18 protein-coding genes are annotated in these 24,640 nt (G+C 57.1%); 4 read left to right on the forward strand and 14 right to left on the reverse strand.

The annotated features are described in order from the left end of the window. Positions 1 to 32 precede the first annotated feature (32 nt). The 3 genes from WCO56_00005 to WCO56_00015 all read right to left on the reverse strand — a co-directional run bounded on the left by WCO56_00005 (position 33) and on the right by WCO56_00015 (position 1,561). Positions 33 to 650, reverse strand: coding sequence for a HEAT repeat domain-containing protein (locus WCO56_00005; protein MEI7727923.1), 618 nt, complete (start codon positions 648 to 650; stop codon positions 33 to 35). A 103-nt stretch (positions 651 to 753) separates the two neighbouring features. Beyond that, on the reverse strand, positions 754 to 1,077 hold the full coding sequence (locus WCO56_00010) for a hypothetical protein (GenBank protein MEI7727924.1): 324 nt from the start codon (positions 1,075 to 1,077) through the stop codon (positions 754 to 756). Next, complete coding sequence (locus WCO56_00015) at positions 1,013 to 1,561, reverse strand: choice-of-anchor R domain-containing protein (GenBank protein ID MEI7727925.1); 549 nt, start codon at positions 1,559 to 1,561, stop codon at positions 1,013 to 1,015. The genes WCO56_00010 and WCO56_00015 overlap by 65 nt, the downstream gene beginning before the upstream one ends. A 325-nt stretch (positions 1,562 to 1,886) precedes the next feature. Between WCO56_00015 and WCO56_00020 the strand changes: the two genes are divergently transcribed. Then, positions 1,887 to 3,284, forward strand: coding sequence for an FHA domain-containing protein (locus WCO56_00020; GenBank protein ID MEI7727926.1), 1,398 nt, complete (start codon positions 1,887 to 1,889; stop codon positions 3,282 to 3,284). A gap of 20 nt (positions 3,285 to 3,304) precedes the next feature. Here the strand turns inward: WCO56_00020 and WCO56_00025 are convergent, their stop codons facing one another. Then, a complete protein-coding gene (locus tag WCO56_00025; GenBank protein MEI7727927.1) occupies positions 3,305 to 5,389 on the reverse strand; it encodes a hypothetical protein in 2,085 nt (694 codons plus the stop codon). Between the two features lie 156 nt (positions 5,390 to 5,545). Between WCO56_00025 and WCO56_00030 the strand changes: the two genes are divergently transcribed. Continuing rightward, complete coding sequence (locus WCO56_00030; protein ID MEI7727928.1) at positions 5,546 to 8,890, forward strand: hypothetical protein; 3,345 nt, start codon at positions 5,546 to 5,548, stop codon at positions 8,888 to 8,890. Positions 8,891 to 8,991: 101 nt separating this feature from the next. Here WCO56_00030 and ftsH read toward each other — a convergent pair whose 3' ends face one another. From ftsH to WCO56_00055, 5 genes are all read right to left on the reverse strand, one after another. Further along, entirely contained in the window at positions 8,992 to 11,022 is a 2,031-nt protein-coding gene (gene ftsH, locus WCO56_00035) for an ATP-dependent zinc metalloprotease FtsH (GenBank protein MEI7727929.1), read from the reverse strand. Positions 11,023 to 11,142: 120 nt separating this feature from the next. Beyond that, complete coding sequence (tilS, locus tag WCO56_00040) at positions 11,143 to 12,540, reverse strand: tRNA lysidine(34) synthetase TilS (GenBank protein MEI7727930.1); 1,398 nt, start codon at positions 12,538 to 12,540, stop codon at positions 11,143 to 11,145. Positions 12,541 to 12,585: 45 nt separating this feature from the next. Then, positions 12,586 to 14,688 (reverse strand): acetylxylan esterase, encoded by a 2,103-nt coding sequence (locus WCO56_00045; GenBank protein MEI7727931.1) that lies wholly within the window; start codon positions 14,686 to 14,688, stop codon positions 12,586 to 12,588. 77 nt (positions 14,689 to 14,765) lie between these two features. Next, positions 14,766 to 15,608 carry a PP2C family serine/threonine-protein phosphatase gene (locus tag WCO56_00050; GenBank protein ID MEI7727932.1) on the reverse strand — a complete coding sequence of 281 codons (843 nt, stop codon included), beginning with the start codon at positions 15,606 to 15,608 and terminating at the stop codon, positions 14,766 to 14,768. 5 nt (positions 15,609 to 15,613) lie between these two features. Then, positions 15,614 to 16,003, reverse strand: a complete 390-nt coding sequence (locus tag WCO56_00055) for a serine/threonine protein phosphatase (GenBank protein ID MEI7727933.1) — start codon at positions 16,001 to 16,003, stop codon at positions 15,614 to 15,616. A 462-nt stretch (positions 16,004 to 16,465) separates the two neighbouring features. Between WCO56_00055 and WCO56_00060 the strand changes: the two genes are divergently transcribed. Both WCO56_00060 and WCO56_00065 read left to right on the forward strand, forming a co-directional pair. Next, positions 16,466 to 17,491 (forward strand): glutamine synthetase beta-grasp domain-containing protein, encoded by a 1,026-nt coding sequence (locus WCO56_00060; GenBank protein MEI7727934.1) that lies wholly within the window; start codon positions 16,466 to 16,468, stop codon positions 17,489 to 17,491. A gap of 358 nt (positions 17,492 to 17,849) precedes the next feature. Next, entirely contained in the window at positions 17,850 to 19,076 is a 1,227-nt protein-coding gene (locus WCO56_00065; protein MEI7727935.1) for a 2,3-bisphosphoglycerate-independent phosphoglycerate mutase, read from the forward strand. 262 nt (positions 19,077 to 19,338) lie between these two features. On the opposite strand, the gene WCO56_00070 is transcribed toward WCO56_00065, so the two are convergent. The 5 genes from WCO56_00070 to WCO56_00090 form a co-directional block, all read right to left on the reverse strand. Beyond that, positions 19,339 to 20,586 carry a beta-ketoacyl-[acyl-carrier-protein] synthase family protein gene (locus WCO56_00070; GenBank protein MEI7727936.1) on the reverse strand — a complete coding sequence of 416 codons (1,248 nt, stop codon included), beginning with the start codon at positions 20,584 to 20,586 and terminating at the stop codon, positions 19,339 to 19,341. 114 nt (positions 20,587 to 20,700) lie between these two features. Continuing rightward, on the reverse strand, positions 20,701 to 21,735 hold the full coding sequence (locus WCO56_00075; protein ID MEI7727937.1) for a hypothetical protein: 1,035 nt from the start codon (positions 21,733 to 21,735) through the stop codon (positions 20,701 to 20,703). An 84-nt stretch (positions 21,736 to 21,819) separates the two neighbouring features. Further along, positions 21,820 to 23,103, reverse strand: coding sequence for a nucleotide sugar dehydrogenase (locus tag WCO56_00080; protein ID MEI7727938.1), 1,284 nt, complete (start codon positions 23,101 to 23,103; stop codon positions 21,820 to 21,822). A gap of 100 nt (positions 23,104 to 23,203) precedes the next feature. Further along, positions 23,204 to 24,184, reverse strand: a complete 981-nt coding sequence (locus WCO56_00085; GenBank protein MEI7727939.1) for an NAD-dependent epimerase/dehydratase family protein — start codon at positions 24,182 to 24,184, stop codon at positions 23,204 to 23,206. Further along, a complete protein-coding gene (locus WCO56_00090; GenBank protein ID MEI7727940.1) occupies positions 24,108 to 24,476 on the reverse strand; it encodes a hypothetical protein in 369 nt (122 codons plus the stop codon). Before WCO56_00090 ends, WCO56_00085 begins: the two co-directional genes overlap by 77 nt. Positions 24,477 to 24,640 lie beyond the last annotated feature (164 nt).

Below are 24,640 nucleotides of genomic sequence, written 5' to 3' on the forward strand. Positions count from 1 at the left end.
CCGTTTTTTTAAGAATCTTTATGTAGCGTTATTTATGCGCTGCTGTATAGCATTGAGATCAAGCAGGGTACCGCGAACGACGCATTGCTTCCATGCGATCCGATCCCCATGGCAATTTGACTTCGAATCTCACTGTTGGTGTGGTGCAAGGCCTGCAATAACTGCGGATAGGCATCAGGTCCGATGCCTGCCAGGGCGGCAGCAGCATCGAAGGTGCGGTTGGTATCCTCCAATCGGGCGACTAATTGCGGGATGGCGGGTTTAGCGATTGCCCCTAGCAGCGTAAACGCCCGGACAGCCTGAACTCTGCTTATCTCTGGCTCTGGACCCATCGGGATTCCGTAATTCTGGCGGTGATTGATCGTTCGGATATATTTATGGACGATGGAGTCATTCGCGTCGAGCATGGCCAGTATTTCCGGCAGTGCATTGGTGCCCATGGCCCGCAGGGCCTCCGCGACTTGCACCGTGTTCGAATCCGATCCGAGGTTGATCTCGGGAAAGGTGATCGCCTTAATCTTCCCTACCCACTCGCTCAGGCTCTTCCCCTGGTAGCTGGGTTCGGCGGGCTTGCTTCTGTAGCAGATCAACGCCACGACGAGGGCGAGCAGCGCGCTTGCGCCCAGCCATACTTTCGTCGTGGTTTTCATGCGCAGCATTCTGTCCCAAAATCGCCCCATTGACCACCAAAAACGCGCAACAAAGTACGTAGCAGACGACGTAAGGAGTCCCAATTGAGGCACCCTATCCGCGCTAGGGAGCGGTCCACCAGAACATGCGCTCCAGCCCTGCGCGGTTGGCGTACGAGCGCGGCACCCAATCTTCCCGCAGCGTCAGGTGCGGGGAAAACCACCGGAGAACCTCCTCGCGGGTGGTGCCAAACGGCGGGCCCTCGGTGTCCGGGATGATGTAATGCACAGCCAGGAATTGCCCGCCGGGCTTCAGCCAGCGCAGGACGGCGCGCACGTAATCCGCGCGGCGCTCCGGCTGGATGGCGCAGAACAGCGTGTGCTCAAAGACCCAGTCGAACGGGCGGGGCGGCGGGTCCGTGAGGAAATCGCTTGGCCGCCCCGTCATTTATCCCGGAGAGCACCGCCCAGTACGTGGTATTGGCCTGCAAGGTAAAGGCGCTTGAGGGGGCGTAATCGAAAGTGCCACCACCATAAGGATCAATTCGTCCGCTCAACGTCGTGAGCGAAGTGCCCGGCACACCAGTCGCGTCACTAAACAGGAAGGCGGAAAAGCCACTGCCAAAACCGCCCGCACAGGTCAGGGTTATGCTGCCCAGCGGCGTTGCGCTGTTTCCCGTCGTGAACGAATTGGCCACGTCTTGGCCCACTCCGAGTGAGGGATTATTAATTGTGGCAAACTCATAACCAGGGGTGCCACCGCGAGTCGTCCCGAGATTGGAGACCAGCACGGCGGCGTGGGTGCCGGCAATGCTGGCGAATAAGGCCGCTGCCAGCAGGAGCGGTGTCTGTGCAAAGGCGTGGTGGACCGGATTGGCATGGTGCGGTTCACATTCATTGGCCGCCATGGCGGAATGGGGCTTGTTTATCATAGTATTTCTTTTGTTATTACGTTTTGTTGTTCTTAGGGCAAGGGCATAGTACTCCGTTGACGGGCGATGCAATATTAATATATTTTATTATTATAGTTAGCTATCCTGAAGTCGGGATGCACAATTTTAGTATTTATGAATGGTGCGGGAGGGACTGGATTTTCGGCATTGAATCGGTTGGGAAGTCCAAGCCATTGCCGCCTTGACTCCGTCGTTATTCTGCAATTGACACCGAAAATCAGCTAGTTTGGCACTTGACCTTGATCGGTGCGCGGGTATCATATCACCCATGAGCTTTTGCCAAAAGCAAGCGTGAAAGGGATAAATGGCAACAACCAAACGGTATTGTGTCCTGAAAAAACAGGAAGTAATCCTGAACGAAATTACCGGATGTCAATCTGGCGATCAGGAGTGTGATACCGCTCAGTGCAGGTATTCGTCGGCCATCACCAACAGTATGGCTTGGATACGCCCCGGTGCTGAACCCCAGGGGCGCGATTACACTACCGACTTAAAACCACCCGAACCGATGCCGCTTCGGATTGCACTGCCCGCCTCTCCTCTGGTGGCAAAGGCGGAAGTGGCACCCAACCCTATTCCGTCCGGCGATCTTTATCAAATCCGGATCGCTCGGGTGGATGGAACCATGGTCGGGACGCAGGTGGTGTCGTCTGCCAGTGTCACGCGCATCGGGCGTGCTCCAGACAACGACCTCGTCATGCAGGATTCCTCGGTTTCTTCCCAGCACTGCCTTTTGGAATTCCGCGACGACTCCTGGTGGGTTCGCGATCTCAACAGCCGTTACGGCACCCGCATCAATAGCTTGCGGGTGACGGAAGCCAGGTTCATGGTTGGCGACCGTATCAGAATCGGTGACAGCGAACTCCGCTTGGAACAGGTGTCCGTCGCCAAAAACGTGCCTCCGGAGAGCGTGGCACCGGAGCCGGTTAGACCATCTACCCAAGGCCCTCAGCCGCTGGTTGTCAGTCCTTTGCCGCCGCCTGCCAGCGTTCCATTAATCGCCTCGCTTCAGGCGAAGAACGATGCGGAGTCGGGAACACCAACTTCTGCTGTCAATATTTCCTGCCATCAAATCCAGATCATGCAGGTGAATGAGACCATTGCCCGGTCGCTGGTGCTGTCCCCAAGCAGTGTCACGCGCATTGGGCGTGCTGCGGATAACGACATTGTGATACAGGATTCCGCAGTTTCCTCCCGGCATTGCAGTTTGGAATTTCGCGATGGTGCTTGGTGGATACGCGATCTCAACAGCCGGTATGGCACCCGCGTGAACGGCCAGGGGGTGACGGAAACGCCGATCAAGCCCGGCGATGTCATCCGGATCGGTGACAGCAAATTCCGCCTGGAGCAGGCGCCCGCCCCCAAGAACCGGCCCCAGAAGGTCGAGGTGACAAATCAGCCCGCCATCCCAGCCAACCCTGCTGCCGAGGCAGAAACTGTAACGCGCCGAGTGACGAAGGAGGAAGTGTCGAACATACCAATTGGCGCCTCTAACCTTTCACCGCCAAAGCAGACTATTAGCGACATCCCAGTTCCAAGCACTGCCTCGAACGTTCTGCCGTCGGCACCGCCAGTGGTGAGTTCATCCACCATTTGGCACCGGATCGAGGTCAATGGGCGGGTAGCCCTTATAGTTGTGTTGGTTGGTGCGGCGATCATTTACTTTGTGACACACTGGAAAGAACTCGCTCGCGGGCAATAATCCATGCGAAGGGACGGACTTCAATTGCTGCGTCTTCCCAGCGACACCACCAGCGCGGCCAGTTCATTATCCGGCGGGATTCGTGGATGCGGACGAATCCCGCGTTTCGCGCCCAATTTTTCATACACCGGCGAGATTTGCGGCATGCTGAAATTTTTCGCGGTGTTGTAGAGCATGACCGGCCGGGGGGCCGTCAGCAGTAGAATGCTTTGAAAACCGCCCATTCGCAGCAGACCGGGCACAAAAATATCGCTGGTGAGCAAAGCGGACTCATCATCCAGGTCCATGGCATTGACATCCGCAATCAAGGTGTCCGCCGCTGGGGCGGCCAGCATGGCCCACAGCCCGGCCCGTTCCACGCCAACCAATACGACCTGCGATTCATTGCCATCCTGCATTCGGGCAAAGGCGCAGGCGGTCACCAAATCTTGGACTCGCTCTTGGGCATCTGTGCGGTTGTACGTGGTGAACAACAAATCCGCCTGATTGGTGCGGATCGCTGCCTTGGCGGCATCGAACACCGTGCCGGTTTGATATAAGTCCGGAACTACCACCGTGACGCCTTTGTCCAGTAGTGCGCGTAATATTCCGGCAGGTGTACCCTGTGGATTCACAACTCCGGCGTGGCCTTTGGGGTGGGCCAGCACGGCGGTGACCAGAATTTGCTTTGCTTTCTGTGGCACATAAAGGTGGACCGGCACGCGATCACCGCGTCCATCGCGTCCGATCCATGCACGGGTTAACGTGTGGGCACCGTGTTCTTTTTTCTCCTGAACCACCACGCGTAATTTGTCCTTGGGCGATTCCACCTGCAACGTGTGTTGCCAGGCGGGTCGCATTATTTGGCAGTACCGTTCCAACTCGACCGCGTTGTTTGGCAGTAACGAGGCAAAATGCGCTCGGGCCGCCTGTTTGAAGTGGTTGGCCAGTTGCGTTTCGGTGGCCAGATTGGTCGGCATTTGCGCCTCGGAAAACACCCGCAAATTCAGGCTGTCCACCGGGGGGTAGGGTAACTCCGGAATGCTCTCTCGGGCGGGTTGACGCAACAGGTATTGCGCAAAAAACGCCGCCACATGCTCACGCGTTTCCTGGTTGTAATTATGTTTGTACGGCAACACCTTGTACCGCACGCGATCACCCGCCCGAAAGAGGTCATAGACGCTCCGGATGGCAGGCCCCTCGACCGTCATGAACGCCTTGGTCCAATCCCCGGTGGCGGACATGAAAATCTGTGGCCTTGGCGCGGCCGTGGCGGCAATTTCCATGTTATTGTACTCGATGCGCAAGCCCGGCATGTTTTCACAGGTGCAACCACCTTGCATGGAATGCGACACCATGACGGTGGGGGCCAACACCGAAAGGCGATCGTCCACCGCGCCCAGCAGAAAGGTCTGCGTTCCGCCGCCCGATTCGCCCGTACACGCCAGGCGGTTAGTATCCACATCCGGCAGCCCGCATAAGAAATCCAGCGCGCGCAAACTGTCCCAGGTCAGCAATCCCATGGGATGAATGGCCCAGAGCAAATTGGTGGCATTTTTCGTGAACGCATAGTGCGCCCGGTAATTGGTCACGCCCGGCGGCGGGGCGATTTGAGTGTCATTGTAGCCCGGCATGTCATACGAAAATGCCACCATTCCCAAGCGCGCCTGGGTGATGCATCGCGCCGCATGGCTGCAATTGGTACTATCTTCCAGTCGCCCATTTTTCCAGTGCCCATGCGGATTCAACACTGCGGGATGCGGTCCATTACCCTTTCCCAATGGCCGGTAGAGGCTGCCGCACAGGTTGAATCCCGGCACACTTTCAAAATATACCTTCTCAATACTGAAATTCTGATATTCCGTTCGCCCAAAAATAGTCGCCTTGATGGGACCACGCTCCGGCATCGGCCACAACCCGGCACTCACGAGCACCTGCGTGCGGATCGCGTTGGCGCGCTCCTGCCAGTCCGCCTTCGATGCAATTTCAGGGAAGGTGCGCGGCGTATTCACGGTGACAACATTGGTTCCCCGCAAGTCGCACTCTGGCAACAGCGCGCCGCTCACCAGCGTGGGATCAGCCAGCCAGGCAACCATAAAAACCAACGACAATAACCAATTTTTCATGATGAACACGCTATACAAATATCACGTCACGAGTGGTTGTCGAGCCTTGATGCCATCCGAGTCACATAACAAAGAAATTCCCAGCAAAAATTTCCCTTGATAAAAATACGTTTACAGGAGTTGCAGCGGGCGGCGCCCCTTGGTAGAACTGAGCTTATGAAAGCATTACGAGACTGGTTCATCTGCTGGATGTTCACCTTGGCGTCCGTTGGGGCTACCCACGGAGCAGCGTTGCAAAGGGATGGCGCGTTTGTCCGTTTGCTGCCCTTGCCGCCGCCCAAAATTGTCGCGTCCGCCGAAGAGTATCCAGGTGGAAAATTTGCGGCCACCCGGCTGCTCGATAACGATTTGAAAACGGAGTTCGCCTCGAATGGCAAAGGGACGAATACGTTTGTGGAGTTCGATTTCGGCGCGCCGGTGTACCTGGGCGGGTTTCGTCACCAGGATCGCAATGATCCCGCGACCATTGCGGCATCCGAATTGGCGTTTTTCGCTGCCGATGGCAAACTGCTCGCGACGTGGCCAGTCACCCATGTGAACCAGCGGGCCGGAGTCACCTTCTTTGCACTGCCGGAGTCGGTCATGGCGCAACGGGTGCGTTGGCGAGTTACCCGGCTGGGTAGTTCGCACGGCACGGTGGGCGGGGCGGAGATCGCGTTTTTTGGTGCCGAAAATTCGGAGGCGACGCCTTCGGCGATGGGCATTGATTCGCAGACGGTGCAAGTCATTGACCGCCGTGGCGCAGCGTTGGTGCAGCCGCTCAAGTTGACGCTCGACAATCCTTACGCCCAACCGATGAAAGCGCGCGTGCTGTTGCAGGGGCAGGAGGCGCGGTCTTTGGACCTGACTTTTGGCCGTCACACGCTGGAATATACGGTGGCCGTTGCCGACACAGAACAATCGCTGAAGGTGGCCGTGGAAATTGAGGGGCAGCAGACGATCACGCGCGCGATTACGCTTAAGCCGGCGCGGAAGTTGACGGTGTATATCCTGCCGCATTCGCATACCGACATCGGTTACACGGCCATCCAAACCGACATTGAAGAGAAACAGATCAACAACCTCTTGCAAGGGTTGGCCGATGCGCGGCGCACCGCCAGCTATCCGGCGGGAGCACGGTTTGTCTGGAATGTCGAGGTGCTCTGGGCGGCGGACCTGTTTTTGCAACGGTTGACAACCAAACAGCAGGCGGAGTTTTTTGAGGCCGTTAAACACGGCCAGGTTGCGCTCAACGGAATGTATCTGAATGAACTCACCGGCCTTTGCCGGCCCGAGGAATTGATCCGCTTGTTCCGTTATGCGACCCAGCTCGGTGAGCGCACGGGCGTGCCGGTGGACTCCGCCATGATCAGCGACGTTCCCGGCTACACGTGGGGCACCGTTACCGCCATGGCGCAGGCGGGCATCAAGTATTTCTCGGTGGCACCGAATTACTTCGACCGCATTGGCGACATTCTGGTGCAGTGGGAAAACAAGCCGTTCTGGTGGGTCGGTCCCGATGGCCAGAGCAAGGTGTTGGTGTGGATTCCGTTCTGGGGCTACGCCATGTCGCATCGCTACGGCAAGATGACCACGCAACTGGTCGAAGAATTCAGCACCGGGTTGGACAAACGGGATTATCCCTACGAGATTGCCTATGTCCGCTGGGCTGGCCATGGCGATAATGCCGTGCCGGATCCCGCCATCTGTGATTTCGTGAAAGAGTGGAATGAAACCCACGCCTGGCCGCAATTCGTGATTGCCTCCACCAGCGAGGCGTTCCGCGCCTTTGAGAAACGTTACGGCGATAAACTGCCGCAGGTACGCGGCGACTGGACGCCCTATTGGGAAGACGGCGCTGGTTCTTCCGCCGCCGAGACCGCAATGAACCGGGCCAGTTCCGAACGGCTGGCTCAGGCAGAAACCCTCTGGGCGATGCTCGATCCCAAACGTTATCCGGCGAAGAAATTTGAGGCCGCCTGGAACAACGTATTGCTCTATTCGGAGCACACCTGGGGCGCGTATTGCAGCATCTCCCAGCCGGCGAATCCGTTCACCGCCGATCAATGGAACATCAAGCAGTCCTATGCCACCATCGCGAACCTGCAATCGCGCCAACTCTTGAGCGATGCCGCGCAAAGTGGCGCGGGCTTTATACCCGTTACTCCCGCCTCGACCACCAACCCGGCGGCGAAATCCGCGTGCGTGGATATTTATAATACCACCTCCTGGCCACGCAGTGAACTGGTCTTGATTCCGATGGAACTTTCGGAAGTCGGCACGTTTGTCACCGATGACCAGGGGCTACCGGTACCCGCGCAACGATTGGCCAGCCGAAAACTGGCGGTGATGGTGAAAGACCTGCCGCCGTTTTCGGGCCGCCGTTACACGATCAGCAAGGCGGGGAAAGCGCCCGGTGAAATCAAGGCCACTGCCGACGGTGCCACCTTGGATAACGGCAAACTTCACGTGCGCCTGGATGAACAGACCGGTGCCGTGGTGGAACTCCGCGCGAGCGGCATTGATGCCAACCTTGCCGACACCGCCTCGGGGCATGCGCTGAACGACTACCTCTATCTCATCAGCGACGACTTGACCGCCCTCCAGCGCAATGGGCCGGTTAAGATCACGGTCCGCGACCGCGGCCCGCTGGTGGCCTCGCTGCTGGTGGAGTCGGATGCACCGGGCTGCCACAAACTCCTCCGCGAAATCCGCCTGGTGGCGGAGGCGGACTACGTGGAACTGCTCAATACGGTGGATAAGAAACGGATCGAGGCGAAGAGTTATCATGCCAACGATGGCAAGGAGAGTGTCAACTTTGCTTTTCCATTCAATGTGCCGGATGGCCGGATGCGGATGGATATACCGCTCGGCATCATGCGTCCGGAGGAGGACCAGATGCCGAGTGCCTGCAAAAACTGGCTGACGGTGGGCCGCTGGGTGGATGTGGCCAATGACGCGTATGGGGTGACCTGGGTCACGTTGGATGCCCCCTTGGTACAGGTGGGCGGCATCACCGCCACGATGCTGAATTCCCAGTACAATCCGGACGTTTGGCGCAAAAAGATTGACCGCTCGCAGAAGCTGTATTCCTGGGCGATGAACAACCACTGGGGCACCAACTACCGTGCTTACCAGGAAGGCCCGATGGTGTTCCGTTTCATCTTGCGTCCACACCGGGGCACCACGCCTGCCGGGGCCTCCCGTTTTGCCACCGGTTTCAGTCAGCCGTTGGTGGCGGTGCCGGGGCGGGGGATCGCTCCGCGCGGCACGCCGTTGTTGCGCGTCGAACCGGCGGAAGTGCTGGTGAGTGGATTCAAGCCCAGCGACGATGGCCAAGCATTTATCGTGCGGCTGCTGGGGACCGGCGACCAACCGGCCAATGCCACCTTAACTTGGCCGCAGACCGCACCGAAACAGTTGTGGTTCAGCGACACCAGTGAGCGGAGGTTAAGCCAAGTCAGCGGAGCCATCGTGGTGCCGGCACACGGGATTTTAACCTTGCGCACGGAGTTGAAGTGAGCGAGTCACCTCATGAATAACTATTGCCACGCCTGCAACTGAACGCCGAGGTGTTTTCGGCCACAATAGTCCCTTACAAGTGCGAGGAACAACAGGCTTTATTACGCGGTCACCGGTGAGGGCGTGCCCAGACCGGGAATCTTGGGCGGCGCGGGCTTGATTACCTCCGGCAACGGAGTGCCGGCGGGCGCGCCAGTCGGCGGCGGCAATTTCATCTGAGGCTCAGACGGGGTAAACTTGCCGGTCTTGATGATGTCAGTCACCTGGCTGCCATCCAGTGTTTCAAATTCCAGCAACGCATTGGCAATGATTTCGAGTTTGTCGCGGTTGGCCAGAATCAAATCTTTAGCGCACTTATAGGAGGATTCAATGAGGATCTTCACTTCCTCGTCAATCTCACGGGCGGTGGATTCGCTGTAATCTTTGCGGCGCACCATCTCGCGCCCAAGGAATACATAGCCGTCTTCCTCGCCATATTGCACCATGCCCATCTTGTCGCTCATGCCGTACTGGCAGACCATGGCACGGGCCATGGAGGTGGCCTGCTGAATATCGCTGGATGCGCCGGTGGAAATGTCGCCGGAAAACAACTCTTCCGCAATCCGGCCAGCCATGATGACTGCCAGGAGATCGAGCATCTCTTTCTTGCGCCGATTCAAAACGTCTTCTTTGGGCAGGGACATGGTCGAGCCCAACGATTGGCCGCGCGGAATAATGGTTACCTTGTGCAACGGATGCGTATGCGGCAACATCACATTGACGAGGGCGTGCCCCGCTTCGTGCCAGGCGGTGTGCCGCTTTTCGTCCTCGCTCATGGCCATGCTGCGGCGTTCCCGGCCCCAGCGCACTTTGATCCGCGCCTCCTCCAAGTCCACCATCGCAATGGCCTTCTTATTGCCGCGCGCCGCCAGCAACGCCGCTTCGTTCAGCAGGTTCGCCAGTTCAGCGCCGGAATAGCCGGGGGTGCCCCGCGCAATAATGGCCAGGTCCACATTGGGTTCCAATTTCACCCGCTTGGCATGGACTTTGAGAATCGCCTCGCGCCCACGAACATCCGGCAGGTTCACCGTGAGCTGCCGGTCAAAACGTCCCGGACGCAACAGCGCCGGATCGAGCACATCGGGCCGGTTGGTGGCCGCGATGATGATGATGCCTTCGGTGGTGTCAAAGCCGTCCATTTCCACCAGCAGCGCGTTCAACGTCTGCTCGCGTTCGTCATTGCCACCGCCCAGACCATGGCCGCGACTGCGGCCCACCGCGTCAATTTCATCAATGAAGATCAGGCACGGCGTGCTCTTGCGCGCCTGCTCGAACATATCGCGCACCCGACTGGCGCCCACACCGACAAACATCTCCACAAAATCCGAACCGCTGATGCTGAAAAAGGAAGCATCGGCCTCACCCGCGATGGCCTTGGCCAGAAGGGTTTTGCCGGTACCAGGCGCACCCACCATCAAAATGCCCTTGGGGATGCGTCCACCCAGCTTTTGAAATTTCTTCGGATCTTTCAGGAACTCCACCAGTTCTTCCACCTCTTCCTTGGCTTCCTCCACGCCGGCGACATCTTTGAAAGTGGTCTTGTTCTTTTCCTTGTTCAACATGCGCGCCTTGCTTTTCCCAAAGCTCAGGGCACCGCGTCCCGCATTTTTAATTTGGCGGATCAGGAAGAAGTAGATAATGGCCACAATGATCAGCACGGGCAGCAAACCCACGAGCATCTGCATCAGGAATGTGTTCGGCTCCTTGCTGTCAAACTTGCCGCTTTCCAGCAATTTATCGCGCATTTTGTCCGGCAGCACCGTCTTGATCCGGAACGCCACCAATGCTGGCTTGCCAGCCTCCATAACCCGCACTCCCTTATCGTCGGTTTTAAAGTAACGACCGGTGATTTCCCGCAGGTCCGGCGATTGGGGGTTGAAAATAATGGTACCAGATTCAATCTGGTTGCTTTCCACCTTTTGGATGAATTCTGAATACGTGAGCGGACGGCCCGCAGTGTCGGCCCGTTCCTTGAACATCATCAGCAACGGAATCGTGGCCAGAATGATGATCCAGATCATCCAGCCCTTGGAGGGCATTCTGGAATCGCCATTGCCGTTATCTTTATCGTTTCGTTTTTCGTCGTCAAACATTGTATAAATCGGCTTTAACGTATCACCAAACCCCGCCCGACGCAAACCAGACCACCTCCCGAGGTATTATCGGGTTAAAATAATGTCCAGTAAACGCACTTTTACGCCGTATTTCCGCAGTTATCCGGCAGAAGCAATACGTTGCCACCCCCATTTCAACCACAACCGAGTCTCCTTGTCGAGCTTGAAACGTTCGCCTATTCGCAACCCCTCCACCCAGAAAATTTCCCCTGGAGCCGTCATCCCCACCACCCGTTGGTGGCGTGCCGCCCTGGGAACCTTCTCATTCGTGAAAAGGTCCTGCAATTTGACCGGATGCGACATGCCGATAGGCTGAAACCGGTCACCCGCACGCCAATAGCGCAGCATGATCCCGCCCTCCAGTTTTTCAGCGTCAAAATACTCGGTGCCAGTCGGTGGCTTCCCCACCGGGACCGTTCCCTTGCCCGGTTTCCACTGGAGTTGCAGACCGCCAAATTCAATCCGTCCGCCTTTGCGCGTCAAGGGTACGAATTGCTGTGCATCCGTGAAAAGCTCCTGATGGGTTTTGGGCACCACAGTTACTCGTCCATCCGCTGAACAAACCACCGCGATGTTTCCCGGTGCGATCATCATTTTACCGGGTTTGGTGCGCAGTTTTTCGATCAGATCAAATTCTGGAAACACGTTTAGCGCCGGCAATTGCAGCCGCAGACAGGTCCGCTGCAATGCCGGATGCAGGGCCGAAAAGGGCTGTCGGACAGACGATGGGCCCGCCTCGGTCATCCAAGCGCGCGCCAGGAATTCAAGAAAATCCGATTCGGCCCGCAGCGTCTCCATGATGCGCGGCAGAATGGCCGGCAACGCCGGGCGGCGGGCCAGCATGATCGGCAACAGTTCGTGCCGCACCCAATTGCGCTCCATGTCCAGGTCCTGGTTCGATTCATCCTCGCGATGCTGAAGTTGTTCGGCCTGCGCGTATGCCTGAATTTCGCTTTTGGAACACTCTAGTAGCGGACGCAGCAACCGCACTCGGGCATCAAACGGAGATCCGCCATTCCATTCCATGCCGGCCAGCCCATCGCTTCCCGAGCCGCGCAGCAATCGCACAAAAAACAACTCTGCCTGGTCATCCGCATGATGCGCCAACACCACTTTTGTAGTCTTGAACTGGCTCGCCGCCCGAAGCAGGAACCGATGCCTGGCTTCCCGAGCCGCCATCTCCAACGAAATGGAACCTGCCTGGCGCAACTGACCCGCTTTCACCCGTTCGCAGATACATTCCAAGCCCAACGCTGCGGCCGTCCGACGCACCAGCCGTTCATCCGCATCGCTGGCTCGCCCACGAAGTCCATGATTGAGGTGGGCGACACCCAGCACCCAGGCGTGGTGTTGCGCTCCTTGCGCCAGCAAATGCAACAACACCATGGAGTCCACGCCCCCGGAAACCGCCACCAGCAGACGCTCTCCCGGCAGCGCCCCGCAGTTTTCCCGCAGGCGTTTTTCAACCATCTCAATCAGTTGGGATTTGGCTTTCATGAGCCACTCAGATCGCGCTTTTCATTCCAAATAAACAAGCCGACTTTAGGCTGGCTTGACCGCCCCCATTGGATCAATCAGGCGCAATTGCTTTGTTTCGAGCGCGCGATAGACATCCGGTAAATCGAATTGGGCGAGCACACTTGGTATAAACGCCGAAAGCGGCCAGTCATATTCCTCGTTTTGGGCAATGGCATCATAGGCGGTCAGGGTGTTTTTCAGTGTGACCCGGGTCACCTGCTTTGACAGCAAGGCTGCCATTGCCGCCGGCAATGCCCCCCAGCCGCGTCCGGCCAGGTGGATTTCCTGATGGTCAAATCCCGCCAACCAATCCAAAACGCGCAATACATCCAGGGTTTTCATGCCGAGATAGGGTCGGTCCAACATGATTGAATGAATGGCATAGAAATAGTCGCTGCCATACGGCTTGAAAAACTGGTCTTTGCCGCACGTGTCCGGGCGCGACTCCCCGATCCCTCGCACGTCACACGCATACAACGGTATTTCGGGCTCCGCTTTCAATAGTTCACGAACCAGAGGCTCGGAACGGAGTTCCTCATCCGCCGACTGATCAGCAATATAGAGAATCGCCTGGCGCGGGCCACTGGGCGGACGCGATTCGTGCGTATGATCATAGAGGCGTGTCACCAGTGCGAAAACACCGGGCTCGGTTTCCACCGGATAAATGGTGGCCCCCGCTTGGGGATAACTGCGCTGCGCGACCGGGCGCAAGATGCGATAATCCGGCATCCCCTGACGTTCGGGCAACTTTAACGCCTGGGTAACCCTGGTGACCAAGGTTTTTCCGGCGACCACGCCACGCCTGACCGCCAATTCACAAGCGCGCACGCGCGTGAAGGCGGGCAGCGGACGGGATTTGAGCCCAGCCACCTGCCCGGCCGGGGTGCAGCGCAAGTCGGCTTCTTTTTCCAGCACTAGTGCGGGTTCTGCTTGCAGGTCGGAAATGCTGGTGACACGGTTGAACCAGCGGTACATAGCCTCGCGGTTTTCCTGGGAATACCCATGGTTGGTAGGGCCGACTTGAAGCTGAATGTTATCCGGCACGCCCAGCAGCGTGTAGAGCCGTTTCAACCGGGCAAAGGACTCCTGCGCCCCGCGCACATCGAAAAAGTCCTGTTCCTTGGCCAGAATGATGATGGGCTTGGGCGCCAACGCCGCCAGGAAATCATCGTGATCCAAGCCCAGCGCCAAAGCACGGGGCGGACATTGTTCGGTATCCGCCGGAAGTTCATTTTCCAGGTTGTGGCGGAAAGTTGTGATGAAACACGCGGGAGCAGCCATGGTCCAGCGTTGATCCAGGCCACACAGCCAGGTGGTGAGGGTGCCGCCGCCGGAATTCCCGGTGATGCCCACCTGCTTGGGGTTCACTTCTGGACGCGTGAGCAGGTAATCCAAGGCCCGAATGCCATCCCATGCACGCCATGCGCCGAAAAACTCACCCGTGAGAAATTGCTGGTTGCCGGCGAGAATATGCTCAGACACCCCGTTCCCATGCCGGGGCCGCAACTGGTCATCAGTATATTGCAGCCGTTCTCCCTGGCCAATCGGATCATAAATCAGAGTCACGTACCCCATGCGTGCGAGCGACTGGGCCACACTTTGATAGGAATCCATCGCCTTGCCATTGGCAGAATGCCCGCACGACACCACCACCCCCGGCAGCGGGAACGTGCGCCCCTTGGGCACGTAGAGATTGGCCGTAACCAGAAATTCCGGGCGGCTTTCAAAAATGACTTTCTCCACGCGATAGGTATCGCGGTCCAGCGTCCCGGTGATCCTCGGGTTTAGCGGTGTGCGCTCGGGCAACGGACCAAACGCCCGTCGGATTTTCGCGCGCACTTCGTTTACGTACGCTCGGGCATCCGCCCGTTTTTTTAAGGCGGCTTTGCGGGCCAAACCGGCCTGTTCCGCCTGGCGCACTTGCGTCACGAAATATTCCTGGACCATGCGCGGGAACCGGTTGTATGGGATAATGGGTTGTGCCGGTGCGGTGGCGGCTTGCGCGGGCACTTCCAACCAGCGCCCGGCAAGTTGGCAACCCAAGGCCAGCCCGCCCACCACCAGCACCCGCCGGCGGGGAAACCGTGATTGGCCAAAGACTTCTGGAATTGAGGTGTCCGTTTTCACAATTGCGTTCTGTAACCACTACGCGCCCGCCTCCGGGAAGTCAACCACTCTTGAATTCCTCGGTTGCCACCCAATGGCTAAAGGATCTGAATCACGAGCGCAGTTGTGTTATCGCGACCAGACTGCTCCAAAGCGGCCTCCACCAGCCGATGCGCCGGGTCATCCGTGGGTCCCCAAGGCTTGGTCGGCCGCAGATACTCAAGCAGATGATGGTTGTACAAACCGTCCACTACCCCGTCGGTGCAAAGCAGAAAGATGTCCCCGGCCTCATAGGCCACCGCTCCAACCTGCGGGGTGATAAACTGATTGCCGCCGCCGAGCGCCTTTTGCAGCACATTGCGCCGCGGATGCCGGCGTGCCTCGCCCTCATTGAGTTTGCCGGTGCGGAACAGCCAGCCCACATGCGTATCGTCTTCGCTGAGTTGCCGGATGCCGCCGCTCCGGGCCGGCAAATAATAAATGCGGCTATCGCCAATGTGGCCGAAATACATCCAGCCCGGCGTAAACCAGCAGAGGCTCAAGGTGGCCTCCATGCCTGAGCACTCCTCGTAACTGCTGCCCACAAACAATAGCGCCCGGTGGATGCGATCAAAAAGTTCGGTAAAGGCGTCGGCGAATCCAGGTTCCAGCCCGGTGGCAAACAGCTTGAAGAGTTTGGGCAGGAAGACCGTGGTTTTGTCCATCGTGATCCGGCTGGCGCATTCGCCAGCCCGCGCTCCCCCGATACCGTCGCTCACGGCAAACGCAAAGTCCATGGTGGTGATGGAAGCTTCGCCAAGCCGGCCAAGGTGATATACCTCGCGGGCATTAAACTGCAGCCCCAAAAACGCATCTTCATTGTTTTGGCGCACCTTGCCTCGATCCGTGCGCCCGAACCATTTCAGGCGCACCGAGGCCGATACATTATGATCATGTTCCATGAACCCTAGGTCTTTTCTAAGGGCGGCAGGATAGTGGCGAACTCAAAATCGATCAAGCAAAAGCGCCCGTCGGACTGACGGTAGGTGACGTTGCGCATGTCCGCATCATCGTGATGCACCTCGAATCGTTCCAGTTCGGCAAATAGTTCACGGGTGCGCTCCGCATCCAAATGCTCAACCCGGCTGCCGCAGTTGGTGGTGACAATCCGCAGTTTTTCTGGATCCGCTTCGAGCAACCGCGGCACAAAGTCGCACCCTCGCTCCTCCAAGTGGCGCAGCACCTGCACCTCCCGGGCGTACCGCTCCGCAGCATTCGGGCCGTGGTAGGTTTTGAATACCCGGCCATCATAGCTGAGCTTAACTGTTGATCTGAGCGTATCCTTAACTTGCAGCATAACTCCGTAATCCGGCTTGTCCGTGTCAAGCTGACTTGGTATGCAACTTGCATGCCAAATCAAATCGCCCTGACTTCGATTTTTAACAACCTGTGCGTGCCAAACTATCGCCTATTATTTGGCGTTTGCCAAGTAATTGCCAAACGGCGACGTGCCCCCGTTCATTTCTGAGCTTGTGGACATAAAATCTTAAATCCGCAGCACCTGATCATTAAAGGCCAGAGTGGTTAATTTTTATCATTATGATCATATTTTAACAGTAGTTTTATTGATTCGGTTGTCCGATCCATCAAAGAACTGTTTCAATTTTCGGCCACATACAGGCGGTTTTAACGATTTTCGCTTCAGGCCGACTTTTTCTGATTGAAATGGCATGTGATCTGCTTAGAGTTTCGGCAGTTAACACTGCGTGTTGAGTAACTGGCAGATCATAACAAAGAAAATTAACTAGCGACAAAACAAATGGCGAAATACAAATTGGAATACCTCTGGCTTGACGGGTATGAACCCGTCGCGAACATCCGTGGCAAAACCCAGGTCAAGGAATTTGACAGTTTTCCCAAACTGGAACAGCTCCCCATGTGGGGCTTTGACGGGAGTTCCACCCGGCAGGCGGAAGGACGCAGCTCGGACTGCATGCTTAAACCGGTAGCGGTTTATCCCGACAGCACCAAACTGAACGGCGCGTTGGTCATGTGCGAAGTCATGATGCCGGATTGCAAGACTCCTCATCCGAGCAACGCGCGCGCGACGATCCTCGACGATTCCGGCACTTGGTTCGGGTTTGAGCAGGAATATTTCCTCTATAAGAACGGAGCTCCGCTCGGTTTTCCGTCGGGTGGCAATTTCCCGCCCCCGCAGGGCAAGTACTATACCGGTGTGGGTTACGAAAACGTGGGCGACATCGCTCGCGAGATCGTGGACAAGCACCTGGATCTCTGCTTGGACGCTGGCATCAACCACGAAGGCATCAACGCCGAAGTGGCCAAGGGTCAGTGGGAGTTTCAAATTTTTGGCAAAGGCTCGAAGACGGCCGCTGACCAGATGTGGGTGGCGCGCTATTTAATGATGCGCCTTTGTGAAAAATACCAGGTGGAAGTCAATTGGCACTGCAAGCCGTTGGGCAAGGATGTGGATTGGAATGGATCGGGCATGCACACCAACTTCTCCACCACCTTCATGCGCGAGGTCGGCGGCAAGGCGTATTTCGAAGCCCTCATGGCGGCCTTCGACAAGTATAAGAACGAACACATTGCCGTTTATGGTCCAGACAATCACCTGCGCCTGACCGGTCTGCACGAAACCCAGTCCATTGACAAGTTCAACTATGGCGTGGCTAACCGCGGTGCCTCTGTCCGTGTGCCGCATAGCTTTGTCAATAATAACTACCGTGGATATCTGGAAGATCGTCGTCCGAATTCCCAAGGCGACCCATACAAGATCGCTGGCCGCATTTTGCAGACGATTGCGACGGTGCCAACCAAGTAATATCGGGTTGAACTGATATTGTCTGAGTGGGGCGGAGGTGCAACTGGTTTAGCCCAATGGCTGCCACAGCGCCTCCGCTCTTTTGCGTTTCTCCCGATTCGTTGCGCGAGGTATGGGAGCTTGAAGATCCAGACGGAATTTTGCCCTGAAGCACGCGCGCCACAAACCACAGGGTTTGCAGATAAAATCCGGTGAGTCAACCAGGCCCTGGGGCGCTCGGGAACGATGATAATCAGCTCTAATTATCGCGTTGACGTTGGCAAAAATATGCCCATGATACCTGCGTTTGGCCGCTTAAAGGCGACCAGTCACTTGAATTGTTGGATTGGACATTGAAATTGAACTATTGGAATCAGTTATGAACCTCGATACCCTATATTCTGAACTAACGTTGAAAACCAACGCGAAACTCGCGCTGGTGGTCATGGATGGCCTTGGCGATATCGCCACCAAAAGCCAGGGAGAAATGACTCCTTTGGAAGCGGCCGCAACTCCCAACCTTGATAAGTTGGTTGCCGATGGTTGCGCGCAGGGACGCATGATCCCGGTCGCTCCCGGCATTACGCCTGGCAGCGGGCCCGGTCACCTGGGGCTGTTCGGCTATGACCCGCTGGAATTTCAAGTGGGCCGTGGCGTCATCGAAGCGCTCGGGTTGGGCGTGGAACTCAAGCCCGGCGACGTTTGCGCTCGCGCTAATTTTGCCACGCTCGATGCCAAAGGGATTGTCACCGATCGCCGCGCCGGTCGTATTCCCACGGAAACCTGCGAGAAACTGTGCGCGAAACTCGCTGCCAAAATCAAGAAGCTGGGCGATACCGAAATCATCGTCAAGGCTGGCAAAGAACACCGGTTCGTGGTGATTTTCCGCGGCAAAGGCTTGGAAGGTCCGCTGACCGATGCCGATCCGAACCGCGAAGGGTTCGCGATTCCCGCCGTCAAACCGCGTGATCCAGAAAACACCAAGCAAGCTAAAATGGCGAAGCTGATCGCGGAGTTTTACAAGGCTGCGTTGCCCATCCTGAAGAACGAAAAGCCGGCGAATGGCTTCCTGATGCGCGGTATTGCGCACCAGCCGGAAATCCCGTTGTTCGAAGACCGTTACAAGCTCAAGCCCGCCTGCCTGGCGGTGTACCCGATGTACAAGGGCCTGGCCCAACTCGTCGGCATGAAGAAAATCGAAGGACCGCAGACCATCAAGGAACAGTTCGAGCGGTACCTGAAGGAATACGATAATTACGACTTTTTCTTCATCCACTTCAAGTACACGGATAAGGCCGGTGAAGACGGTAATTTTGAGGCGAAGAAAAAGTACATCGAAGAATTTGATGCCGCGCTGCCCATCCTCTTGGAGAAATGTCCGGACGTATTGGCCATCACGGGTGACCACTCGACCCCGTGTGCTGTCAAGGGCCATTCCTGGCATCCGCAGCCCGTGCTGTTGCACTCCGCAATCAGCGGATCAGACAAGCTGGAACGTTTCACGGAAACTGGCGCCAACATGGGCTCACTGGGCGTGTTTGAAGCCAAGTTCCTGATGCGGTACATGCAGGCGAACGCCAAGATGTTTGATAAGTTCGGCGCGTAAGCCGGCTTGCGTGGCGTTCGTGCTCTCTTGCGCTAAGGCTTGCGGCATACTGGCTGGTCGTCAACGGCAGCGGGTCGGGTTGATCACGCCTGGTGCAGAGTCTCTTTGCGCATGAGATTGAAATATGTAAGTCGGCACGTTCTCGTGCTGGCCTTGAATATCGGCGGCTTGGCTGGAAATCTTTCCAGCCAGAGCCGTCTTTTCTCTGAGTCTTTTATCTTGGCATGGCCAGCGGCGCACGAGGCGTGCTGATCTGGAGCGATTACCGGCTAAACACCAAGGCGGCCTGATGTCCCCACAATCCAAGCGACGTTGACATCACCGCGCGCGCGCGAAATGCAGAGGCTTTTTCTCTAACGAGATGGATGGCACACGCGGCATCCTGTTGTTGGCAATTGGCGCTCGGTGGCACCACCTGCCGTCGGAGCGACTCAATGGCGATCACCGCCTCTAATGCCGCTGAAGCACCCATGCAATGGCCAGTCACTGGTTTCGTGGAAGAACAGAGAACCTCCGCTCCAAAAACGCGCTGTACCGCGTGTGCCTCGGCCAGATCGTTCAACCGCGTGCCGGTACCGTGCAAGTTGATATAACCAATCTCTCCGGGAACCAAACTGCTGCGGTGTATGGCTTGGGTCATGATTCGGGCCAGACTTTCCCCGGTGGCGTCCAAACCCACGCGGTCATGCGCCTCGGAACTCATGGCCCATCCGGACAGATGCGCCAGGATGTTCGCTCCCCGTTGCCGTGCGCCCGCCTCGGTTTCCAAGATAAGAAATGCGGCTCCCTCCCCCAACACGGTGCCGTTGCGAGTGACATCAAACGGGCGGCATGCCTTTTCCGGTGTCGCGGCAGTACCCAACAAACCAGCGGCATCAAGCTGACACAATAGCGGCTCGTACAGTGGTGCCTCCGCTCCTCCGACAACGACCACATCCGCCTCACCCAGCAATAATTGTTGCGCCCCCAGAATAATGGCCGACGCCGAGGATGCGCAGGCGGCGGACACCGTGAAACAAGGTCCGCGGGCGTTCAATAAAATGGACAAAGCACCGCTCAAACCGGCAATGGCGCTGGCCGGAGCGAGCGATGGCGCTTTACGATGTTGCCGGGCGCTATCCACCAGATCAGACCAAATTTCAACGGGTCCGCGGGAAGTGCCCGCCACCACTCCCACCCGCTCTGGAGTCCACTCCCACCCGGAGCCGGTTCGCGCGGAATTCCATGCCTGCCAGGCCGCCAACGCAGCCAAATGTACGCCCCGATCCATTTTCCGCGCCACCCTGCCTGGCGGCGGTAACGGTGGCAAAACATCCACCGAACAAACGGGATAACGCGCGGAGCGATCCGCCGTCGCTCCACAATTCAACCAGCGGGCTGGCACCACTGCCTGACAGACGCTCTGCCATAAATCAGCGGGCGACGTGCCGGCGGCGGAAACCGCTCCCCATCCGGTGATCACCAGCGAGGTGGGGGAACAATGCTGCCAAGTCGAAGACGGTCTTTTCACACTGGGATAACAATACTCTAGGATGGGCAAATGGCCAGCCACCAAAAATTCAAAGCGTCGTTCTTGGAGCTTCCAGTTTTCAACTTTCTACTTTTGAATTGCACCGGATTATTCCTATTTGAACGGTGAGGGAGCAATCCGGGCAGCTTGGGCGCGGGCTTGCTTTAAATTGGCCACCGTGGCATACACCGGCAGTGCCGCCCATTTCATCGGGAAGGTCAAGGTCTCGCCTGCCTTCAATGTCAACTGCGGACTGATAATGGCAATTTCCGTGATAGCCCCGTTCCATCCCACTTCGACGGTGTGCCCATCGCCGGCGTATTTATTGGTGTACGTAAAGGGATAGTAAACGACTAACATCGTTTGGCCTTGCACGTACCCCGCCCACTGCCCGGAGCAATCCGCTCCCACCCAGGTTTCCTGTCCCGAGGTGGTTTCCAAAAACAGGGTTTGGTCGGCTATTTTTGCCGTTGGTAGAGCCGGTTTGTAATGATCGTACACGCTTTTCCCCTCCACCGTCCGGCGGATGCCCCATCCAGCCGGCAGCCGGCTGTGTTTATTCAATGGCAACATGGCGTACCCGCCTCCCTTGCAGAGCAGGCGTGCGCGCAAGGAGCAGGTCTGGGGCTTGAATGAGGTGTTCTTCAATCGCTGCACAATGCCTGCATCCCCAGTTTCGGGGTCCAACACGATTTCTTTTTCCAATTGCAACCCGGAAACCGGGTCGGGGTCACCCACAATGGTCATTCCGAGATCCCTAAGTTCCTTGACTGTGGCCGGCGCGGTCCAGGACCGGCTGCCCGACATGTCATTCACTTCAAGTTGATACCCGCCCGGCATGAAATCTTTGGGCACTTGGGCGGAAGTGAGCCCCAAGGTGCGGGAATCCTCCCAAAAAATATTTTCCCCCATCAACTGGTAACGCAAGACGTTACCGCCCACTGCCGGGATGGCCACCAGGCGGACTTCGGCGGCATCCGCAGTCACCCGAATCGCTTTGTCCCAACCCATATAGCTTTCGACCTTGATCCCTTTGGGCATGGCAACATCCTTCTCAGCCGCCTGGCCCAGCCCAGCCCCCAGCACTGCCGTCAGTACCACTGCCCAGTGGCGGTGTTTCCATAAATAATTCATACGTAATTTGTGCATAAATCTCTAAATTTCACCAAGTATCAAGGTGAATCAATCCGTTTCACGATACCGTAGTCACACCAAACGCCAAATGCAAACGCATCAAATTGGCTTTGGAAGGTGGGGGCGGCCAACCCACACATGCTCCACGCCCGCCATATCATTGAGTTCCTTGGTCAGGAAACCGTTGGCGTCCACGATTAATTTACGTTGCATGGTGGCCGTCAGTTCCGACCATGGCGCCCGCCGAAACTCAGGCCATTCTGTACACACCACCGTCGCCTCCGCGTTCTTCACCGCGTCCTCCAAGCTGCATAGCGTAATCGCCGAAAGCTCCGCCGGCAGCGTCTTCACCGCCGGATCATACGCGCGCACGACCGCGCCCGCCGCCGTCAATTGCTGGCATAATTCCACTACCGCGCTTCGGCGCAACGTGCTGGTATTGGGGGTATACGTCAGCCCCAATATGCCGATGACGCGCCCAGTGAGTCCGCCCAGCAGGGTGTTTAACCGTTGGCAGGTCCATTGGCGGTGCTGGTCGTTGCTCTGCTTGATTGCCGGCACCAGCGTCAACGTCTCACCGTAGGTCTCACCCAAGGCCGTCAGGCTGACGATATCCCGCGCCAACGTTCCGCCCGCAAAGGGACCACCCGGTCCCAGATACGCCTTGGGGCCAATCCGCACGTCGCTCTTCAGGCCCGCTGATACCTCCCGCGCATCCGCGCCCACTTGTTCGCAGATCCGCGCGATTTCATTGATGAAGGTGACGGACGTGGCCAAAAAGGCGTTCAGCGCATGCTTCACCATCTCCGCCGATTCGGTGCCCATCCACAGTATCTTCAATGTAAATGGGCTCAGCAATTCCGTCAGCAGCGGCTTGACGGCCTCATTGCGCATACCGACCACCACACGCTCGGCTTTCTCAAACGCCTCCAGCGCGCGCCCCAACCGCAGGTTTTCCGGCGAACAGGCAAAATGGAATTGCGGAAACTCCTTCTCCAATTGGGCACACGTGCCGGCTGGCAGTTGTGAGGAAATCAAGACCAGCGCGCCCGGTGGCAAATGCGGCAGACAACGCCGCAGCCGAATCAGCACATAGGGCACATCCGAGACATCCTGGTCATCCACCGGAGTGTCATAGGTCAGCCATAAAACCTCCGCCGCACGACACGCCTCGGCTGGATCCGTGGTGAACCGCAAGCGCCCGGCTTTCAAGCCTTCAGCCAGCCGATCTTCCAAGCCTGGTTCAAGCAAAGGTGCCCGGCCCTGATTCAGCGCCGCCACGTTTTCCTGATCGAAATCCAGGCCCACCACAATAAAGTGGCGAGCGCAACAGGCGGCGGTCACGCATCCCAAGTGCCACAAGCCAACCACGGTAACATTCATAATTGAATTTTGTTAATTGTTCCGTCCACCTCTGGCACCCGTACAACCAAGGCGGCAGCCCCGAAATCAGGCGCCACTTGGCCGAGTCCAGTGGGACCGTTTACTTGGCGCCCCGCTTATGCAGCACCCATTGGTTTTGTTGCAACCAAGCCAGCGTGCGGAGGATGCCTTGTTCAATCGTCAGCTTCGGTTTCCATCCCGTCCCCTGAACCTTGTTGGTCTCCAGGAAAATAAACGGGTTATCACCTACCCACCCCTGTTTGCCTCCCGAATACTCCAGACGCGGCTTCAGTCCCAGGAATTTGCAGATATGGCCAATGGAATCGTTCACCTTCACATACTCCGGGGTGCCCAGATTGTAGGTTTCCACGCGATGCCTGGCCTTGAGCGCGGTTCCTTGCCCCATCACATGCAAGATGGCGGCCAGACAGTCCTGCACGTACAAATACGATTTGCGCTGCGTGCCATCCCCCAGCACCTTCAGATATTCGGGATGTTCCAGCAATTGCTTGTAGAAATCGAACACGTGGCCATGCGTGTACCGCTCGCCCAGAATGGAGACGAACCGGAAAATGTACCCTTCAAATTTATACCCCTCGCAATATGCGTGAATGAGCCCTTCCCCCGCCACCTTCGAGGCGGCATACAGGGAGGTTTGAATCGGAAAGGCGTGGTCTTCCGGGGTGGGAATGACCTGGGCCTCGCCATAGACCGACCCGGTGGAGGAAAAGGCGATGGTTTTGATGCCATTGGCGCGCATTGCTTCAAGAACGTTGAAGGTGGCAATGGTATTTTGATCCAAATCCTTGCGAGGATGCTCCAAACCAAACCGCACGTCCGCATTGGCCGCCAAGTGAAACACCGTATCACAGCCCGCCATGGCGACGGTGAGGGCCGGTAAATCCAGGTTGTCGCCGCGCACCAGCTTAAACGCCGGATGCTGGCGGGCGGACACCAGAAACTCTTCCTGACCGGTGGAGAAATTATCCCAGCCGACGACCTGCTTACCCTGACTCAGCAGCAGGTCCACCAAGCTGCTGCCGATAAATCCGGCGGCTCCAGTTACAAATATTATATCCATCATTGGCCGCGATGGTTCCAAACATGGCGGCATTGTGCAAGCCCGCAATCTCCTTCGCCACGGGCTGCACATCCGTTCGAGCAGCAATATACCCCTCAATAAACTGGATAGTTCGTTTTCCGTAAAACGCTACAAAAGCCACATCATTGGCCAACAGACCAGCGGCTGCTGACGGGCTTTCGCAAGCAGAGATGAATTCACCGGGATTTTGAATTGCAACGGCAAGTGTCAATGCGCTGAGCGCATATTTAACGCCTGTAGCTGCTGGTCCCGCGCTTTGAGCGTACCCCAAGCCCGAATCGACATATTCAGAACTAGACTGCCTAAATCTTCATGTCCGCTTGGATCAATTCCATTAACGGGATCAGCGTGGCAATACAGATATTTATGAAGGCTTGCTGGATCCCTTTGGTACCCCCTGGAAGAAATCCCTTGTCCAGAATCTTCTCATTCCCG

The organism is Verrucomicrobiota bacterium (assembly GCA_037139415.1).
Lineage (GTDB): Bacteria > Verrucomicrobiota > Verrucomicrobiia > Limisphaerales > Fontisphaeraceae > JBAXGN01.

Excerpts from the sequence above, each read along its gene's own strand:
- WCO56_00025 (MEI7727927.1), bottom strand. The coding sequence starts at position 5,389 with ATGAAAAATTGGTTATTGTCGTTGGTTTTTATGGTTGCCTGGCTGGCT.
- WCO56_00005 (MEI7727923.1), bottom strand. The coding sequence starts at position 650 with ATGAAAACCACGACGAAAGTATGGCTGGGCGCAAGCGCGCTGCTCGCC.
- WCO56_00010 (MEI7727924.1), bottom strand. The coding sequence starts at position 1,077 with ATGACGGGGCGGCCAAGCGATTTCCTCACGGACCCGCCGCCCCGCCCG.
- WCO56_00080 (MEI7727938.1), bottom strand. The coding sequence starts at position 23,103 with ATGAATGTTACCGTGGTTGGCTTGTGGCACTTGGGATGCGTGACCGCC.
- WCO56_00065 (MEI7727935.1), top strand. The coding sequence starts at position 17,850 with ATGAACCTCGATACCCTATATTCTGAACTAACGTTGAAAACCAACGCG.
- ftsH (MEI7727929.1), bottom strand. The coding sequence starts at position 11,022 with ATGTTTGACGACGAAAAACGAAACGATAAAGATAACGGCAATGGCGAT.
- WCO56_00030 (MEI7727928.1), top strand. The coding sequence starts at position 5,546 with ATGAAAGCATTACGAGACTGGTTCATCTGCTGGATGTTCACCTTGGCG.
- WCO56_00015 (MEI7727925.1), bottom strand. The coding sequence starts at position 1,561 with ATGATAAACAAGCCCCATTCCGCCATGGCGGCCAATGAATGTGAACCG.
- WCO56_00020 (MEI7727926.1), top strand. The coding sequence starts at position 1,887 with ATGGCAACAACCAAACGGTATTGTGTCCTGAAAAAACAGGAAGTAATC.
- WCO56_00055 (MEI7727933.1), bottom strand. The coding sequence starts at position 16,003 with ATGCTGCAAGTTAAGGATACGCTCAGATCAACAGTTAAGCTCAGCTAT.
- WCO56_00050 (MEI7727932.1), bottom strand. The coding sequence starts at position 15,608 with ATGGAACATGATCATAATGTATCGGCCTCGGTGCGCCTGAAATGGTTC.
- WCO56_00060 (MEI7727934.1), top strand. The coding sequence starts at position 16,466 with ATGGCGAAATACAAATTGGAATACCTCTGGCTTGACGGGTATGAACCC.
- tilS (MEI7727930.1), bottom strand. The coding sequence starts at position 12,540 with ATGAAAGCCAAATCCCAACTGATTGAGATGGTTGAAAAACGCCTGCGG.
- WCO56_00075 (MEI7727937.1), bottom strand. The coding sequence starts at position 21,735 with ATGCACAAATTACGTATGAATTATTTATGGAAACACCGCCACTGGGCA.
- WCO56_00085 (MEI7727939.1), bottom strand. The coding sequence starts at position 24,184 with ATGGATATAATATTTGTAACTGGAGCCGCCGGATTTATCGGCAGCAGC.